The organism is Mesorhizobium sp. INR15 (assembly GCF_015500075.1).
Taxonomy (GTDB): domain Bacteria; phylum Pseudomonadota; class Alphaproteobacteria; order Rhizobiales; family Rhizobiaceae; genus Mesorhizobium.
On the sequence record NZ_CP045496.1, the window covers coordinates 503,385 to 520,037 of the forward strand.

Consider the following 16,653-nt stretch of genomic DNA (forward strand, 5'->3'; position numbering starts at 1 on the left):
GCTACTCGGCCGCGGCGCGCATGCCCGGCGTATCGGGAAAGGTGCAGATGACGGTCGTGCCCTTGTCCTTGCCGGTCTCGATACGAACGCTGCCGCCATGCAGTTCGACGAAACTCTTGACGATGGACAAGCCGAGCCCGGCGCCGCGCCGGCGACCGCCGTTGGCGCGCGGCTCGAAGCGACGAAACACCGAATCAAGCACGTCCGGCGGCATGCCGGGCCCGCTGTCATGGACCGAGAACTCGACGCCCTCCGCCAGTTGCCTGCAGGCAAGCGTGATGGTGCTTGCCTCCGGCGCGTAGTTGGCAGCGTTGCTAAGCAGATTGTAGAGGATTTGGCGAATGCGGATCTCGTCGCCGTGAAAGCTCTTCGGCGCCGCGGCAGCATCGACCTTGAGCGTGATCGAATGCTCCTCCAGCCGGTCGGCCACGAGCTCTGCGGCGGCAGCGATGGTCCGGTCGATCCGCACCTCGGAGATATCGAGCTGCATGATGCCGGCATCGACGGTGGCCAGGTCGAGGATATCGTTGACGATGGTGAGCAGGACCGAGGACGACGAGCCGACATGCTCGACATATTCGCGCTGCTTCTGGCTCAGCGGCCCGGTGGCCGGCAGCGAAAGCAATTCGGTGAAGCCGATGATGTTGGTCAACGGCGAACGCAATTCGTATGAGACGTGCTGGACGAAATCATTCTTGATCTGGTCCGATCTCTGCAGCGCTTCGTTCTTGTCCTTCAGCGCCCGTTCGACATTGACGCTGTCGGTGACGTCGACAAAGGTGGTCATCACTTGCCCGTTGGGCAACGGGATGATGGCGTAGCTCAGCACGCCGCCATTGTTGAGTTCCGCCTGGCCGTGTCGGTCGCGGCGCTCGTCGTCGAAGCCGGTGATGACGGCGACGAAGCCTGGCCAAGGGCTGTCGACAGCTTGGCGGTCGCAGAGGTCGCGAATGGTGGACACGTGTACATTGGGCTTGGCCGCATCGGCACTCAGCCCCCAGAGCTTGGCGAAGGCCGGGTTCGACAGTCGGAGCCGTCCGTCAGGACCGAAGACGGCCACGCCTTCGGCGAGATTGTCGAGTGTCTCGCCCTGAACGCGCACCGCCGTCTGGTAACGGCTTTCCAGGTCCATCTTTTCGGTCAGGTTCTCGAAGACCCAGGTCACGCCGCCCTTGGGCTGCGGATTGGCAACGACGCGGATCGTCTTGCCGTCAGGCAGATGCCACCAATGTTCCTGCGATTCCACCGCGCGATAGGCGCCAAGCAGACCTTCCTTCCAGCGGCGCCATTCCGGCTGCTCGGCAATCTTGCCTTCACTGCGCAGGCGGTCGAGCAACAGGGCATTGTCGGGGGCACTGTGCAGGAACCCAGAGTCCAGGCCCCAGAGTTTCTGGAACGCCTGATTGAAGAACCGCAGCTTCTCGTCAGCGTCGAAAATCGCGACGGCGGTGTTGAGCTGATCGAGCGTGTCGGCGTGGCTTCTCACCGTCCGCTCATACTCACCGCGAATGGTCTCAATAGCACTGGTGTCGGAGGCAAGACCCGCCGAGCCATCGGCGCCGGCGAAATCGGTCACGGCAAACACGCGCCGATCGCCCTCGATAACAGTGGAAAGCGCCTGGTCGAACACCGGATGCGATGTGTGCTGGGCAGCGATCGCGTCGCGCGCCTGACCACCAAGGAATTCCTTGGCGTCACGGACCGCGGCGTCCGCGCTTTCGGCTTCAACCGCATCGGCATAGGCCCGATTGACCCACCTCAGCCGTCCATCCGCCGTGCGCAGCCATGTCGGCATCTTCAAGGCATCAAGCAGGCCGACGATCGTCTCATAGTCGGCGGAGAGGCGCTGGTTCTCGATTTTCAGCCTGGCCTGGCTGCGCTGTGTCTCCGACAGGGAAACGAAACGCACCAGTATATGAGCCGCGCTCTTGCGCCCATGCACTTCGAGCGGCGCGCCGGCCTGCGATTCGATGAGGAGGTCAAAGGGCTTTGCCTTTTCCCGCAATGCCGTGATGGCATGTTCCAGCGCCGCCGCCGAACGTGGCATCAGCCAGCGTCCAAAAGCGAGGAACGCGGCGCGGTCTTCCGGGGCGCCGCTTTCCAGCGGCAATGTACCGACAAGATCGGGTTTCTTGTTCTCAGCGGCCCATACCACGACGCGTTGGTCGCGCATGTTGAGCAGCGCCTCGGAACGCCGCAAGGCTGCATTGACGTCGGCCAGACGGCTCCTGAGTTCCAGGTTCTGCGACGAGGTGCGCGTTCTTTCGCGGATCAGCACGATGGCGGAGAGCAGCGCGGCACCCGTCACCCCGACGAATACCGCAAGCTGGATGACCTCGACCGTGCTGAGCGACAATCCTGACGTGATCACATTGGCGGTTTCGGCATGCGCGACCGTGCCAAGCAAGGGGCTTGAAAACGCGGATGCGGCAAGAAGCGCGCCGGCGCGGGCGCGCCAGGAAACGGCCTCGCCCTTTACAGCCGAGTTGCTGGTCTCCGAATCGTCATGGCCGCCGGAAACGGCCCGTCCCGCCTTTTGCGGGTGTTGCCCCGGCATGTCTTGGTCCTCTCCGCCGCCTGAATGCAAGACCGCCCTGATGCGCGCTTCTCTTTCCCCCTTTCGGGCTGGAAGCGTCGCGAATCACCTGACAATAAACCCTCGCCGAATCGGCGTGAAGGCGCTTGGCGCGCAAAAATAAAGCCGGGCGAAATGTCAATCGCCCGGCTTCAATATCTAGTAGTAAATTTGAGTTTGGTTAATAGCGGTAGTGTTCCGGCTTGAACGGGCCCTGCGGCGTCACGCCGATATAGGCCGCCTGTTCGCTCGAGAGTTCGGTCAGGCGGGCGCCAAGCTTGTCGAGATGCAGGCGCGCGACCTTTTCGTCGAGATGCTTGGGCAGGACATAGACCTGATTCTCGTACTGGCCGGGCTTGGTATACAGCTCGATCTGGGCCAGCACCTGGTTGGTGAAGGACGCCGACATGACGAAGCTCGGATGTCCGGTGGCGTTGCCGAGATTGAGCAGGCGGCCTTCCGACAGCAAGATCATGCGCTTGCCATCCGGGAAGGTGATCATGTCGACCTGCGGCTTGACGTTGGTCCATTTCAGGTTGCGCAGCGCGGCCACCTGAATCTCGTTGTCGAAGTGGCCGATGTTGCCGACGATCACCATGTCCTTCATCGAACGCATGTGGTCGAGGGTGACGACATCCTTGTTGCCGGTGGTGGTGATGACGATGTCGGCGGTCGGAGCGGCGTCCTCGAGAGTGACGACCTCAAAACCGTCCATCGCCGCCTGCAAGGCGCAGATCGGATCGACTTCGGTGACCTTGACGCGAGCGCCGGCGCCCTTGAGCGAAGCCGACGAGCCCTTGCCGACGTCGCCATATCCGCAAACCACGGCAACCTTGCCGGCCATCATCGTATCGGTGCCACGGCGGATGCCGTCGACCAGCGATTCCTTGCAGCCATACTTGTTGTCGAATTTCGACTTGGTGACCGAGTCGTTGACGTTGATTGCCGGGAACGGCAGCAGGCCCTTCTTCTGCAATTGGTAGAGACGGTTGACGCCGGTCGTGGTCTCTTCGGTGACGCCGCGGATCGCCGCCTTCTGCTTGGTGAAGAAGCCGGGTGAAGCCTTCAGGCGCTTCTTGACCTGGGCGTAGAAGTATTCCTCTTCTTCGCTCTGCGGGTTGGAAAGCACGTCCTCACCGGCCTCGGCGCGGGCGCCGATCAGAATATACATGGTGGCGTCGCCGCCATCGTCCAGGATCATGTTGGACGTGCCGCCATCGGCCCACTGGAAAATCTTGTCGGTATAGTCCCAGTATTCCTCGAGCGACTCGCCCTTGACGGCGAAGACCGGGATGCCGGCCTCGGCGATGGCCGCCGCCGCATGGTCCTGCGTCGAGAAGATGTTGCAGGACGCCCAGCGAATGTCGGCACCGAGCACCTTCAACGTCTCGATCAGCACCGCCGTCTGGATGGTCATATGCAGCGAGCCGGTGATACGGGCGCCCTTGAGCGGCTTCTTGTCGCCGAACTCCTCACGGCAGGCCATCAGGCCCGGCATTTCCGTTTCGGCGATATCCAGTTCCTTGCGGCCCCAGCCGGCAAGCGAGATATCGGCGACCACATAGTCCTTGCTACCCGTCATGGCAGTGCTCCGTGCGAATTGTTATGCTGCGAATTGTCTACGTCTGCGCCCACGCCGGAAGGCGCGTCGAAGGGCGCGAATTGCCGGCCTGACTAGCAGATCGAGGCTCCGGCGACAATGGGATATAAAGAAATCTTTATTCGTGCATGTCTTTGAGCGGAGGCTTGATCAGCATTCCTCGCCGAAGCGGGATGCCACCAATTGCTCCAGGGCATCGATGACCGCCAGGGCTTCCGGCCCGCTGGCGGTGACGCGGATGGAATAGCCGGGGCTGGCAGCCAGCATCATCAGGCCCATGATCGACGTGCCACCGACCTTGACGCCGTCCTTCTCGACATCGACGGCGGCATCGAAGCCGCTGGCAACCTGGACGAACTTGGCCGAGGCGCGCGCATGCAGGCCGCGCTGGTTGATGATCGGAAAGTCCCGTACGATCTGGTCTTTTTCCGACGAGAGCATGGTCATTTGCTGCTCAGCAACTGGCTGGCGACGTTGATGTATTTACGGCCGGCGGCCTGCGCCTCATCGAGGGCCGCCGCCATATTGTCGCCCTTGCGGATCGACGAGAGCTTGATCAGCATCGGCAGGTTCATGCCGGCGATGACTTCCGTGCGGCCGGATTCCATCACCGAAATGGCAAGGTTGGACGGCGTGCCGCCGAACATGTCGGTCAGCACGATGACGCCTGCCCCGGTATCGACACGCGCAACAGCGTCGACGATGTCGCGGCGACGCTGCTCCATATCGTCGTCAGCGCCGATCGCCACGGTTTCGAAATTGTCTTGTGGCCCGACGACATGTTCCACGGCATGTCGGAACTCGGTGGCCAGTTGACCGTGCGTTACAAGCACGAGTCCGATCATTCTCTGGTGGCTCCCGTCATCGCCGCTTCACAGGCGGATTTTATGCTCGCCGGCCATTCCAGGCGGCGGGAGCGCTATCTTGTCGACGCGCGGCCCGTTGACAAGCCCAAAATTGAGCCGAGCTACGCCATTTTGACGCATTGCAGCAAAAAACCCGGGCCGGTTCATAGAAAAGGCACGATCGAAAGCCGCGCCATCACGGCCGGCAAAGCCGCGGAGACATTGCGTTCGGCCAGATCGATTCGCGGTACAGGACAGCCCGCGATGGCTTCGCTGACCGTCTCCTGAAAGCGCGCCATCTTGTCGCCTGGTACCAATCTGATCCACAGGTCGATGACGCAGGCGGGCTCGAACAAGACTGGACGCGGACCGAACCCCCGCACTTCGGTGAGACCGGCGATGGTGTCCGGCGCGCGGCAGAGCAGGCGCCCGGCATGATTGGACACGAAGAGCTGGTCGTCGCCGACAAGCCGAGAAAACAGCCCATGCCGAGGGCAATGATCAATCAGCGCCAACGCCAATGTCGTCTTGCCTGAGCCCGACGGTCCGGTGACAAGTATGCCCCGGTCGCCGATCAGGATGACCGTGGCGTGGATGTTTTCAGCTGACGGCTTGGACATGATCATCTTGGACCGGAGGTCAGCCCTCGGCCGGCAGCGTCACGACGAAACGCGCGCCCTTAATCTCGCCCGGCTTGGTGCCCGGGATATTTTCAGCGGTCAGCGTGCCGCCATGGGCCTCGACGATCTGCCTGGATATCGACAGGCCTAGGCCTGAATTCTGGCCGAAAGCCTCGCCGGCGGGCCGGTCGGTGTAGAAACGCTCGAAGATGCGGTCGATGTTATCGGCCCGGATGCCGGGACCGTTGTCATCGACCGTGACGATGTTGACCTTGCCGGCGCGCGCCAGCGACATCGTGATATGACCGCGCTCCTCGGGCACGAAGGAGCGGGCATTCTCGATCAGGTTGGTGATGACCTGGCCGATCCTGAGATCATGGCCGACGACAAAGTAGCCCTTGATCCCTTGCGGCAGCTTGGCAACCCTGAGCTCGATCTCGACGGCTTTCTTGTTGCGTGTCGCCTCGCGCGACACGGCGACCAGATCGGTGATGAATTTCTTCAGGTCCACGGTGCCGGCATCTTCCCGCGCCAGTTCGGCGTCGAGACGCGAGGCATCGGAAATGTCGGTGATGAGCCGATCCAATCGCCGGACATCGTGCTGGATGATTTCCATCAGCCGGCTGCGCGAATTGTCGTTCTTGGCCAGTGGCAAGGTTTCCACCGCGCTGCGCAGCGATGTCAGCGGGTTCTTCAGCTCATGCGAGACGTCAGCGGCAAAGCTCTCGATCGCCTCGATGCGGGCGTAAAGCGCGTTGGTCATGTCACGCACGGCAACCGACAGGTTGCCGATCTCGTCCTGGCGGTCGGAGAAATCAGGTATTTCCTCGCGGCTCTTGACGCCACGCCTGACCCGTACCGCTGCCGCCGACAACCGGCGCAAAGGATTGGCGATGGTCGAGGCCAGCAGCATCGACAGTATGGCGGTGACGAGGGCAGCGATGCCGAAGACGCGCAGGATGGCCTTGCGCTCGGCGGCGACGATCTTGTCGATATCGCCGCCTTCGGTCGACAGCATCAGCACGCCGAGAACGGCACGGAAGCGCTGGATCGGCACCGCGACCGAAACGATCTGCTCGCCCTGTTCGCTGATGCGCACGATGGTTGACGGACTGCCGGTCAGCGCCTTGACCACCTCCGGGAACGCCGCGCCATTGCCGCCCGGCTGTTCGTGATAGACCGGCAGTTCGGTGTTGCGGAAGAAATCGAAGACAAATTTCTGGATGCGCTCGACAAGATCGGGCTCCTCCTCGTCGACCGGCGGCAGGTCATAGCGCAGGATCTGGCCGCGCGAATAGAGATGGCGCGAATCGAGCAGCAGGTTGGCGTCGCGGTCATAGATGCGGGCGCGGGTCCGGGTCGGCGAGATCAGCCGCCGCAGCACCGGCGCGACGCGCTCGGGATTGATCGGGAAATCGAGGTTGTCGAGCTGATCGGAGCCAGGGCCCAGGCTTTCACCGGCCTGCAGCTCCAGCAATTTTTCGGGATCGATGCTGATCGAATCCGTCTCGACCGTCGCCGAGGCGGCAATCGCGCCGGCGATGATCTCGCCTTGCGTCATCAGGCTTTCGACGCGGGCATCGATCAGCCCGTCGCGGAAGGTGTTGAGGTAGAGGATGCCGGTAACCAGAACGGCGAGGCCGGCCAGGTTGAGGAAGAGGATACGCCGCGTCAGGCTGGAAAAGATGTGGTGGCCGAGGAAACGGCGCATCGGCACCGTGAAGCGCGACAGGAATGCGGGCATGATCCGGGATGGGCGCCTGGTAGCGCCCACCGGTCTGCTTCGCTGTGCTTCCACTGCCATCGAATAGCAGTCCCCGCCTAGGCCTTGTCTTTACGCATGCCGTTGCCCCAAAACCGCTGGGCAACTCTGGACGACATGCACTGCCACGTGCATGTCGCTGTCCCAGAACCGGAACCACTTCTGGGCGACATGCACCAACTCATGCTTCGCGGAACCGGTATCCGACTCCGTAAAGCGTTTCGATCATCTCGAAGTCATCGTCGACGGCCTTGAACTTCTTGCGCAGCCGCTTGATGTGGCTGTCGATCGTACGGTCGTCGACATAGACCTGTTCGTCATAGGCCGAATCCATCAGCGCATCACGGCTTTTTACCACGCCGGGACGCTGCGCCAGCGAATGCAGGATCAGGAACTCGGTGACGGTCAGCGTCACAGGCTCACCCTTCCAAGTGCAGGTATGGCGCTCCTGGTCCATGACAAGCTGGCCTCGCTCGAGCGAACGCGCCTGCTGGCTCGGCGTCTTGGCCGCGGCCTCGCGGGCGCTCGCACGGCGCAACACGGCGCGGACACGCTCGACCAGCAGTCGCTGCGAGAAGGGTTTGCGGATGAAATCGTCGGCGCCCATCTTGAGGCCGAACAATTCGTCGATCTCATCATCCTTGGATGTCAGGAATATCACCGGCAGATCGGACTTCTGGCGCATGCGGCGCAAGAGTTCCATGCCGTCCATGCGCGGCATCTTGATGTCGAGTATGGCAAGGTTCGGCGGGCGGGCCGCCAGTCCTTCCAGCGCCGACGCACCATCCGTGTAGGTTTCGACGCGATACCCCTCGGATTCGAGAGCGATCGACACCGACGTCAGAATGTTGCGGTCGTCATCGACAAGCGCGATTGTTGCCATTTCAAGCGGCTCCCTCATGAGCTGTCCCTTCTTTCGTAGAGAAGGGGCTTTTGCAGGACAAATTAGGTACAAAATGTGGCATAGGCCTCGTCCGCTGTCACGAGCGGCATGCCAGCGGCCACAATTGCACCTCTACACGGGATTGGACGAACGAACCCTGCCAATCCTTTGGGCAACCGCTCGATTTTTTGCACATATAAACGATTTAAACAACTTTCAAATTTTTTAAATCGATTAATGATTTGATATCATTTGGCTTTTCTGGTTCTGACCGTTTCAGCTCCAGCGAGTGGGCAGGCCGGAAATGCGCCGGCAAAGATGCGGCAAATCGAAGAAGGGACACTCATGTCGGAAATCGGCAAACGCAACCCTGCTTGCGCGATCGATCATATCGGCCTGAAAACCACGGGTGTGGTGCGCTATAATTTCGGTGCCGCCGCCCTTTACGAGGACTCAATCCGCCGTGGCGAGGCCCGGCTCACCGCGCAGGGCGCGCTGGTCGCCGAGACCGGCCAGCACACCGGCCGCTCGCCCAAGGACAAGTTCGTCGTCCGCGACGAGAACACCGATCCGCATGTCTGGTGGGACAACAACAAGGCGATTTCGCCGGCGCAGTTCGATGCGCTGCTCGCCGATTTCCGCGTCCATGCCCAGGAAAGAGACCTCTACGTGCAGGACCTGGTCGGCGGCGCCGACGCGGATCTGCGGCTGCCAACGCGGGTCATCACCGAGTTCGCCTGGCACTCGCTGTTCATCCGCAACCTGCTCATCCGTCCGCAAGCCGCCGAACTCGAGCATTTCGTGCCGGAGATGACGATCATCGACCTGCCGTCGTTCCGGGCCGATCCGGCCCGCCATGGCAGCCGCACCGAGACGATGATCGCCGTCGACCTGTCGCGCAAAATCGTGCTGATCGCGGGCACGTCCTATGCCGGCGAGATGAAGAAGTCGGTTTTCACCATGCTCAACTACCTGCTGCCGGCAAAGGGCGTGATGCCGATGCACTGCTCGGCCAATGAAGGCGACGCCGGCGATGCCGCGGTGTTCTTCGGCCTTTCCGGAACCGGCAAGACGACGCTGTCGGCCGACCCGTCACGCACGCTCATCGGCGACGACGAACATGGCTGGGGCCCGCACGGCATCTTCAATTTCGAAGGCGGCTGCTACGCCAAGACGATCAAGCTTTCAGCCGAAGCGGAACCGGAAATCTTCGCCACAACGCAGCGGTTCGGCACGGTGCTGGAAAATGTCGTGCTGGATGCCGATGGCGTGCCGGATTTCAACGATGGCCGGCTGACCGAAAACACGCGCTGCGCCTATCCGCTGGATTTCATTCCCAATGCCAGCAAGACCGGGCGCGCCGGCCACCCCAGGAACATCATCATGCTCACCGCCGATGCCTTTGGCGTGATGCCGCCGATCGCGCGGCTGACGCCGGCTCAGGCAATGTACCATTTCCTCTCCGGCTACACCGCCAAGGTGGCGGGAACCGAAAAAGGCGTAACCGAACCCGAAGCGACGTTCTCGACCTGCTTCGGCGCACCATTCATGCCGCGCCATCCCTCGGAATACGGCAACCTGCTGCGCGACCTGATCGCGCGTCATGAGGTCGATTGCTGGCTGGTCAACACCGGCTGGACCGGCGGCGCCTATGGCACCGGCAAACGGATGCCGATCAAGGCAACGCGCGCCTTGCTGGCCGCCGCGCTCGACGGCTCGCTGAAGGCAACCGATTTCCGCACCGACGCCAATTTCGGCTTCGAAGTGCCGGTGGCCGTGCCAGGTGTCGACAGCGCCATTCTCGATCCGCGCTCGACTTGGGCCGACAAGGCTGGTTATGACCTGCAAGCGGCACGGCTGGTCGGCATGTTCGCCGTCAACTTCGAGAAATTCGAAAGCCATGTCGACGCCGTCGTGCTGGGCGCCGCGCCCCGAATGCAGGAAGCCGCCGAGTAGGCATTGCGAAGACTGGAACGCATGGAAGGCCCGGTTTCGATCGGGCCTTTTCTTTTTCGATCCGCCGCGCCATGACTGCGGCATGACAGCCGACGATATAATCGCCATTGCCAACGATGCCGTGATCCACCCGGGCGACCTGCACGAGGATTTTATCCGCTCGTCCGGGCCTGGCGGCCAGAACGTCAACAAGGTGGCGACGGCAGTTCAGTTGCGTTTCGACGCCGCGAATGCGCAAGGCCTGTCGGAACGCGTGCGTGAGCGCACCATAAAGCTCGCCGGCCAGCGCGCCACCAAGGACGGCGTCATCGTCATCGAGGCAGGCCGCTTCCGCACCCAGGAGCAGAACCGCGCCGACGCGCGCGCCCGCCTGACGGCACTGGTGGCCAAGGCGGCGGAACCACCACCGCCGCCGCGCAAGAAGACACGGCCGTCCAAGGGAGCGGTTGAACGGCGGCTGAAGAGCAAGGCCGGGCGAGGCACGATCAAGAAGCTGCGCGGCCGAGTAGAGAACGACTGATCAAAAAACGTATGGCTCGCCCCGCCTGCAAGCGATTTTTGACGGCATCTCAGTCTGCGCCAACGTATCCGGTCTCGGGGCAATGATCGTCCCCGGCCAAGATGGAGCTTACGCGCGTACCGATCCTCATAAAGACGTCGGCGTCTAGCGCCATTTTTTTGGTCAGGATGTCGGCACACCGTTCGACTGTCAGGCCATCTTTTCAGTCCACTCACAGACAACGCCGGCCTGAAGGTCTCCCTTCCGGCCGATCTCTGATTATCCGACCGACGGCAACGCCGCCATCTGGAACGGACGCCCGCTTCTCAGCACCGCCCAGATGATCCTGGCCATCTTCGCCGCTAGCGCGACGACAGCCGTGTTCATATGAGTTCGCGACAGCAGGCCTCGAAGCCATTCGCCCAACAGCGTCTTCCCTTTGGCAAGGGACGGCAGCGCTGCTCGTGCTCCATGGATCAGCATCCTACGAAGATAGCCGTTGCCGCGCTTGCTGATCCCCAGAAGCTTAGGCTTACCTCCGGTCGTCATTTGTCGAGGCACGAGTCCAAGCCAGGCCGCAAGGTCACGGCCCCGGCCAAACGTCTCGGCCTTTCCGACCGACGCTACGAACGCGGTCGCATTCAATGGGCCGATCCCCGGGATCGTCGAGAGCAGCTTCATTGATGCGTCCGTGCGAGCGAGGGTCGCGAACTCCGCGTCGAAGGAGACGATGCGGGCATCGAGGGCGCGCCACTCGGCTCGCATGTCCTCGATCAGAACCCGGATCCGACGGCCGATCGCCATCTCTCCGGCGAGAAGCTGTTCCAGTCGGAGTTCAAGCTTGCGCCGCCCCTTGGCAATCATGATTCCCCGCTCGAGCAAAATCGCCCGAAGCTGGTTGATCAGAGTCGTGCGCTCGCCAACCAGCCGATCTCGAGCCCGGTGCAGGCTCTGCATGTCGAGTTGCTCGTCGCTCTTCAGATCGACAAAGCGCATCGTTGGGCGGGTCGCGGCTTCCGCTATCGCCTCGGCATCCCGATCGTCGTTCTTCTGCGCTTTCACGTAGGGACGAACATATTCGGGAGACATCAGCCGTACATCGTGGCCCTGCTCACGAAGCTGCCGGCCGAGATGATGGGCGCCGCAACAGGCTTCCATCGCCATCACGCAGGCCGGCATTCCCGCCGCCAGCTTCACCACGCTGTCCCGACGCATCCGGCGCCGCAACAGCACGTTCCCGGCTTCGTCCAGCCCGACAACGCTGCAAACGTCCTTTCCAAGATCTATACCAAGAACCTTGATCTCATTCATCGGCTCAACTCCGTGCCAGACTCATCGACGACGCAATCATGCGCCGAGGGAAAGGGGCGAGCCATTCCATAAAGCCAAATGAGCGCCTGCGCATCCCGGACTCTGACTGGAGCGATCCTCGGCGCTTCGACAACGGCGGCTTTCGGGTCGCCCTTTTTATTTGATGATGGCACTCTGCCGCTCTTAGCCAGAGATGAAGGGACCGCTCCGTGCTCGTTCTGCCCAAAGGCGTCCGCCATATGCCGCTCTATCTGTCGCGCGAGGCGCAGGAAGCACTCGTCGAAGACGTGAGGCGCGTGGTGCAGGCGGCGCCTCTATACGTGCCGGCGATGCCACGCACCGGCAAGGAGATGAGCGTGCGTATGACCAACTGCGGCACGCTGGGCTGGGTCACCGACAAGGAGCACGGTTATCGCTACCAGCCAACACACCCGGCGACGGGGGTGCCGTGGCCACCAATTCCAGAGGCGCTGATGCAATTGTGGCGGGAGGTTTCGGCCTACGCGCACCCGCCGGAAGCATGCCTGATCAATTTCTACACACAGGATGCCAAGATGGGCCTGCACCAGGATCGTGACGAGACCGACCTGTCGGCTCCGGTCGTCTCCGTTTCCCTGGGTGACGATTGCCTGTTTCGCGTCGGCCAGACCACACGCGACGGCGGCACCAAGTCATTCAGGCTTAAAAGCGGCGATGTCGTCGTGCTCGGTGGCGAGGGCCGTCTTTGCTTCCACGGCGTCGACCGCATCTATCCGTCGACCTCGGCGTTGCTCAGGAATGGCGGGCGGATCAATCTGACCCTGCGGCGGGTCAATCCGTGACCAATGATTTGCGCGCAGGCAACCAGATCACCGACCCTGTCGTAGGCTTTCTTCGAGAAAATCGGAACGGCGACCGTTCCCGCCGCCGTCACAGCTTCCTGAGCGCCACTTCCTCGATCAGGTGATCCGCGCCCTTGCGCAGGATCAGGTCGGCGCGGGCCCTCGTCGGCAGGATGTTCTCGCGCAGGTTCTTCAGGTTGATGTTGGTCCACAGGCCTTCCGCAATGGCGCGCGCCGAATCTTCCGACAGCTGCGAATAGCGATGGAAGAAGGAGTCCGGATTGCGGAAGGCGGTTTCGCGCAGCCGCATGAAGCGGGCAATATACCAGTTATGGATCAGTTCCTCATCGGCATCGATGTAGATGGCGAAGTCGAAGAAGTCGGACAGGAACGGTACGATCTTGCCGTCCTTCGGCAGCTTGCCAGGCTGCAGAACGTTGATGCCCTCGAAGATCAGGATGTCGGGCCGGTCGATGGTGACGAATTCGCCGGGAATGACGTCGTAGGTCAGGTGCGAATAGACCGGCGCACTGACATTGCGCTGGGCCGACTTGATGCCCGACAGAAAGCGCAGCAGTGCGCCGACATCGTAGCTGTCTGGAAAACCCTTGCGCTCCATGAGGTTTTCGCGGCGCAAAACTTCGTTGGGCAGCAGGAAACCGTCGGTGGTGATGAGGTCGACCTTGGGGCTCGACGGCCAGCGCGCCAGAAGTTCCTTCAGCACGCGCGCCGTGGTCGATTTGCCGACAGCCACGGATCCGGCGATGCCGATGATGAACGGCGTCTTGACCACATCGAGCGCGTTGAAGAAGGCCTGGCGCTGCCTGAACAGAAGCTGGCTGGCCTCGACATGCGCCGACAACAGCCTGGACAGCGATAGATAGATCCGCTCGACTTCCGCGAGATCGACCGGGTCGTTCAGGGAACGCAGGCGGCGGAATTCGTCATCGCTCAGCGTCAGTGGCGTATCGGCGCGCAATTGCGACCATTGCTCGGCGGAGAAGAAACGAAACGGGGAATATTTCTCGGTTGGCGCGAGCTGATCCATCGAGATTCCTGCCCTCCCTCGCGGTCAGCCCTTGGGCCGTGACGCCTTCTCGACGATACCCGAACGCCCGGTGCGGCTTTCGAGTTCCTTGAGCACATCGCTCAACGGAACTCCCGAGATGCCGAGAACGACGAGCAAATGATATATGAGATCGGCGCTTTCGGAAACGAGAGCCGGCTTGTCGCCGTGAACAGCGGCAATCACGGTTTCGACCGCTTCCTCGCCGAGCTTCTGCGCCGCCTTGTCGACGCCGCGCGCGAACAGCTTCGCCGTCCACGAGTCAGGATCGCCCGAATGCGCACGCTCCAGGACTATCTTTTCCAGATCGGACAGCGAAAACTCGGTCATGGCCGCCGTTTAAGGCTGATTAAACTGGGAGTCCAGACGCATAGGCAACCCTGCGGCCGCCATATGCGCCTTGGCTTCGGCGATCGTGTAGGTGCCGAAATGGAAGATGGAAGCGGCCAGCACGGCGCCAGCATGGCCGTCGCGAATGCCTTCGACCATGTGGTCGAGCGTGCCGACGCCGCCCGATGCGATGACCGGCGCACGAACCGCATCCGATATGGCGCGCGTCAGGGCTATGTCGTAGCCCGCCTTGGTGCCGTCGCGGTCCATCGAGGTCAAAAGGATTTCGCCGGCGCCGCGATCAACCATTTTGGTGGCGAATTCGACCGCATCGATGCCGGTCTTCTCGCGGCCGCCATGAGTGAATATCTCCCAGCGATCGGCCTCACCAGGGCCGGAGACTTTCTTGGCGTCAATGGCGACGACAATGCACTGGTTGCCGAACTTGTCGGCGGCCTCGGCGACGAAATCCGGGTTCTTCACCGCCGCCGTGTTGATCGACACCTTGTCGGCCCCAGCCAGCAGCAGTTTCCTGATGTCCGCAACCTGGCGCACGCCGCCGCCCACCGTCAACGGCATGAAGCATTGCTCGGCGGTGCGGGCGATGACATCGAAGATGGTCTCGCGATTGTCGGACGAAGCGGTGATGTCGAGAAAACAGAGCTCGTCGGCGCCGGCGGCGTCGTAGGCCTTGGCTGCCTCGACCGGATCGCCGGCATCGACCAGATCGACGAAATTGACGCCTTTGACGACACGGCCGTTCTTGACGTCGAGGCAAGGGATGACACGGGCCTTCAGCATCACCTGCCCTCTATCGACGCGAGGAGATCGTTCAGCAGTTCACCGACCAGCGGCGGAACATCGGCCCGCGCGTCGAATGCAGGATCGTAGGCGGAAACCGTAATACCAACAAGCGGCACAGCAAGCGCCATGCTGCATGCGGCCTTGCGCAACTGCTCCGGGTCCGGGCCGCCGGAATGGGTGTAGCGGTTGGCTTGAAGCTCCTTCGGGTTGTGCACATCCAGGTCGAGATGCATATGCACCCGTTTGGCGCCGGCCGCCTTCAGGGTCTCGACCGCGTTTGCCGCATCCTTGCATTCGGTTCGAATGACCGGCAGCGTCTCCAGCAGCTGCTTTTCCGCAGGATCGAGATCGCGTGCATTGATAAGCACGCAGCGTGCGGGATCGATCGCCTGGAAGCCGGGGATGGCCTTCGCCATCGGCCGCCAGCAAAGGCCCAGAACCACAGCCAGCGCCATACCGTCGAGAAAACCATGGATGGATGTCTCGGGCGTGTTGAGATCACCGTGCTGGTCGGCCCAGATGATCGCATCGGCGCCTTCGCCAGCAACCGCACCGGCAGACGTCAGGCAATTTCCCGCAAGGACAATGGGGAACCGGCCGCGGTCGCGGGCAATGCGGACCTCGCCCGACACCGCGTTGCAGACGGCAAAGCCGGTCGCGATCTCACGTTCCTGGTCATCGCCAACCTTGCCGATGTCCACGACAGCAACATCGTGGCCAGCGAGGGTCAAGGCATCGACCAGCCCGCCGGATATCAGCGCGTCAGGTCCCTGGCCCATGCCGCCGTGATAGTGGCCGCTGTCATAGGAGGCCAGAATGATCGAAACTTTCAAGATGTCGCCTCCGCCATTGGCTTGCCTTGCAGGATGGCCAGCGCCTCGGCCGGATCGATGCGGCCATCGTAGAGCGCTCGGCCGGAGATCGCGCCTTCGAGCTTTCGGGCATCGGGCATGGTCATGCGCACGATGTCGGCGATCGAAGCGAGGCCGCCGGAGGCAATGACCGGGATCGAGACGGCGTCGGCGAGGCTGATGGTGGCGTCCCAGTTGATGCCGGTCAGCACACCGTCGCGGTCGATGTCGGTGTAGATGATGGCAGCGACACCGGCGCCTTCGAATTTCTTCGCCAGCTCGATGACGCCGAGGCTGGAGGCTTCGGCCCAACCCTCGACCGCAACCTTGCCGCCCTTGGCGTCGATGCCGACGGCGACCTTGCCCGGGAATGCCTTGCAGGCCTGCTTGACCAGATTAGGATCACGCACGGCCACCGTACCGAGAATGACGCGGGCCAATCCACGGTCGAGCCAGTCCTCGATCTGCGGCAAGGTGCGGATGCCGCCGCCAAGCTGCACCGGGTTTTTCGTCGCTTTCAAGATGGCGCCGACGGCCGCGCTGTTGACGCTCTGGCCTTGAAACGCGCCGTTGAGGTCAACGACATGCAGCCATTCAAAGCCCTGGTCCTCGAAGGCAAGCGCCTGCGCCGCCGGGTCGTCATTGTAGATTGTCGCGGTGGCCATGTCGCCGTGCTTGAGGCGCACGCACTGGCCGTCCTTGAGATCGATGGCGGGAAACAGGATCATCG

16 protein-coding genes are annotated in these 16,653 nt (G+C 62.2%); 3 read left to right on the plus strand and 13 right to left on the minus strand.

Annotated features, from left to right (window positions below; genetic code table 11):
* Position 1: 1 nt before the first annotated feature.
* The 7 genes from GA829_RS02305 to GA829_RS02335 form a co-directional block, all read right to left on the minus strand.
* A complete protein-coding gene (locus GA829_RS02305) occupies positions 2-2,557 on the minus strand; it encodes a sensor histidine kinase (RefSeq protein ID WP_195176974.1) in 2,556 nt (851 codons plus the stop codon).
* 199 nt (positions 2,558-2,756) lie between these two features.
* Positions 2,757-4,157 carry an adenosylhomocysteinase gene (gene ahcY / locus GA829_RS02310; protein ID WP_195176975.1) on the minus strand — a complete coding sequence of 467 codons (1,401 nt, stop codon included), beginning with the start codon at positions 4,155-4,157 and terminating at the stop codon, positions 2,757-2,759.
* A gap of 168 nt (positions 4,158-4,325) precedes the next feature.
* The gene (locus GA829_RS02315) at positions 4,326-4,622 is read right to left on the minus strand and encodes an HPr family phosphocarrier protein (RefSeq protein ID WP_195176976.1); all 297 of its coding nucleotides are present in this window, start codon (positions 4,620-4,622) and stop codon (positions 4,326-4,328) included.
* Positions 4,619-5,020 carry a PTS sugar transporter subunit IIA gene (locus tag GA829_RS02320; RefSeq protein ID WP_010912939.1) on the minus strand — a complete coding sequence of 134 codons (402 nt, stop codon included), beginning with the start codon at positions 5,018-5,020 and terminating at the stop codon, positions 4,619-4,621. The genes GA829_RS02315 and GA829_RS02320 overlap by 4 nt, the downstream gene beginning before the upstream one ends.
* Positions 5,021-5,184: 164 nt before the next feature.
* The gene (locus GA829_RS02325) at positions 5,185-5,640 is read right to left on the minus strand and encodes an HPr kinase/phosphorylase (RefSeq protein ID WP_195176977.1); all 456 of its coding nucleotides are present in this window, start codon (positions 5,638-5,640) and stop codon (positions 5,185-5,187) included.
* 19 nt (positions 5,641-5,659) lie between these two features.
* Complete coding sequence (locus tag GA829_RS02330) at positions 5,660-7,444, minus strand: sensor histidine kinase (RefSeq protein ID WP_195176978.1); 1,785 nt, start codon at positions 7,442-7,444, stop codon at positions 5,660-5,662.
* Between the two features lie 139 nt (positions 7,445-7,583).
* Entirely contained in the window at positions 7,584-8,285 is a 702-nt protein-coding gene (locus tag GA829_RS02335) for a response regulator transcription factor (RefSeq protein WP_013528337.1), read from the minus strand.
* A gap of 345 nt (positions 8,286-8,630) precedes the next feature.
* On the opposite strand from GA829_RS02335, the gene GA829_RS02340 reads away from it, so the two are divergent.
* The gene (locus GA829_RS02340; protein ID WP_195176979.1) at positions 8,631-10,241 is read left to right on the plus strand and encodes a phosphoenolpyruvate carboxykinase; all 1,611 of its coding nucleotides are present in this window, start codon (positions 8,631-8,633) and stop codon (positions 10,239-10,241) included.
* Between the two features lie 82 nt (positions 10,242-10,323).
* Positions 10,324-10,761, plus strand: a complete 438-nt coding sequence (gene arfB, locus GA829_RS02345) for an alternative ribosome rescue aminoacyl-tRNA hydrolase ArfB (RefSeq protein WP_195176980.1) — start codon at positions 10,324-10,326, stop codon at positions 10,759-10,761.
* 258 nt (positions 10,762-11,019) lie between these two features.
* On the opposite strand, the gene GA829_RS02350 is transcribed toward arfB, so the two are convergent.
* Positions 11,020-12,051 (minus strand): IS110 family RNA-guided transposase, encoded by a 1,032-nt coding sequence (locus GA829_RS02350; RefSeq protein ID WP_195176981.1) that lies wholly within the window; start codon positions 12,049-12,051, stop codon positions 11,020-11,022.
* Positions 12,052-12,260: 209 nt separating this feature from the next.
* Between GA829_RS02350 and GA829_RS02355 the strand changes: the two genes are divergently transcribed.
* Entirely contained in the window at positions 12,261-12,872 is a 612-nt protein-coding gene (locus GA829_RS02355; protein ID WP_195176982.1) for an alpha-ketoglutarate-dependent dioxygenase AlkB family protein, read from the plus strand.
* Between the two features lie 88 nt (positions 12,873-12,960).
* Here GA829_RS02355 and coaA read toward each other — a convergent pair whose 3' ends face one another.
* From coaA to hisA, 5 genes are read right to left on the minus strand one after another with little or no spacing between them, the layout of a single operon-like run.
* Positions 12,961-13,920 carry a type I pantothenate kinase gene (coaA, locus tag GA829_RS02360; protein WP_195176983.1) on the minus strand — a complete coding sequence of 320 codons (960 nt, stop codon included), beginning with the start codon at positions 13,918-13,920 and terminating at the stop codon, positions 12,961-12,963.
* Between the two features lie 24 nt (positions 13,921-13,944).
* Positions 13,945-14,268 (minus strand): phosphoribosyl-ATP diphosphatase, encoded by a 324-nt coding sequence (locus GA829_RS02365; RefSeq protein ID WP_195176984.1) that lies wholly within the window; start codon positions 14,266-14,268, stop codon positions 13,945-13,947.
* A 9-nt stretch (positions 14,269-14,277) separates the two neighbouring features.
* Positions 14,278-15,072, minus strand: coding sequence for an imidazole glycerol phosphate synthase subunit HisF (gene hisF / locus GA829_RS02370; protein ID WP_195176985.1), 795 nt, complete (start codon positions 15,070-15,072; stop codon positions 14,278-14,280).
* Positions 15,069-15,905: an arginase family protein gene (locus tag GA829_RS02375; protein ID WP_195176986.1), complete on the minus strand. Its 837-nt coding sequence runs from the start codon at positions 15,903-15,905 to the stop codon at positions 15,069-15,071. The genes hisF and GA829_RS02375 overlap by 4 nt, the downstream gene beginning before the upstream one ends.
* A complete protein-coding gene (gene hisA, locus GA829_RS02380) occupies positions 15,902-16,651 on the minus strand; it encodes a 1-(5-phosphoribosyl)-5-[(5-phosphoribosylamino)methylideneamino]imidazole-4-carboxamide isomerase (RefSeq protein WP_195179491.1) in 750 nt (249 codons plus the stop codon). The genes GA829_RS02375 and hisA overlap by 4 nt, the downstream gene beginning before the upstream one ends.
* Positions 16,652-16,653 lie beyond the last annotated feature (2 nt).

Bases quoted from the DNA above. Each gene is read 5' to 3' on its own strand.
- GA829_RS02305 (WP_195176974.1), bottom strand. From the start codon at position 2,557: ATGCCGGGGCAACACCCGCAAAAGGCGGGACGGGCCGTTTCCGGCGGC.
- ahcY (WP_195176975.1), bottom strand. From the start codon at position 4,157: ATGACGGGTAGCAAGGACTATGTGGTCGCCGATATCTCGCTTGCCGGC.
- GA829_RS02315 (WP_195176976.1), bottom strand. From the start codon at position 4,622: ATGACCATGCTCTCGTCGGAAAAAGACCAGATCGTACGGGACTTTCCG.
- GA829_RS02320 (WP_010912939.1), bottom strand. From the start codon at position 5,020: ATGATCGGACTCGTGCTTGTAACGCACGGTCAACTGGCCACCGAGTTC.
- GA829_RS02325 (WP_195176977.1), bottom strand. From the start codon at position 5,640: ATGTCCAAGCCGTCAGCTGAAAACATCCACGCCACGGTCATCCTGATC.
- GA829_RS02330 (WP_195176978.1), bottom strand. From the start codon at position 7,444: ATGGCAGTGGAAGCACAGCGAAGCAGACCGGTGGGCGCTACCAGGCGC.
- GA829_RS02335 (WP_013528337.1), bottom strand. From the start codon at position 8,285: ATGGCAACAATCGCGCTTGTCGATGACGACCGCAACATTCTGACGTCG.
- GA829_RS02340 (WP_195176979.1), top strand. From the start codon at position 8,631: ATGTCGGAAATCGGCAAACGCAACCCTGCTTGCGCGATCGATCATATC.
- arfB (WP_195176980.1), top strand. From the start codon at position 10,324: ATGACAGCCGACGATATAATCGCCATTGCCAACGATGCCGTGATCCAC.
- GA829_RS02350 (WP_195176981.1), bottom strand. From the start codon at position 12,051: ATGAATGAGATCAAGGTTCTTGGTATAGATCTTGGAAAGGACGTTTGC.
- coaA (WP_195176983.1), bottom strand. From the start codon at position 13,920: ATGGATCAGCTCGCGCCAACCGAGAAATATTCCCCGTTTCGTTTCTTC.
- GA829_RS02365 (WP_195176984.1), bottom strand. From the start codon at position 14,268: ATGACCGAGTTTTCGCTGTCCGATCTGGAAAAGATAGTCCTGGAGCGT.
- hisA (WP_195179491.1), bottom strand. From the start codon at position 16,651: ATGATCCTGTTTCCCGCCATCGATCTCAAGGACGGCCAGTGCGTGCGC.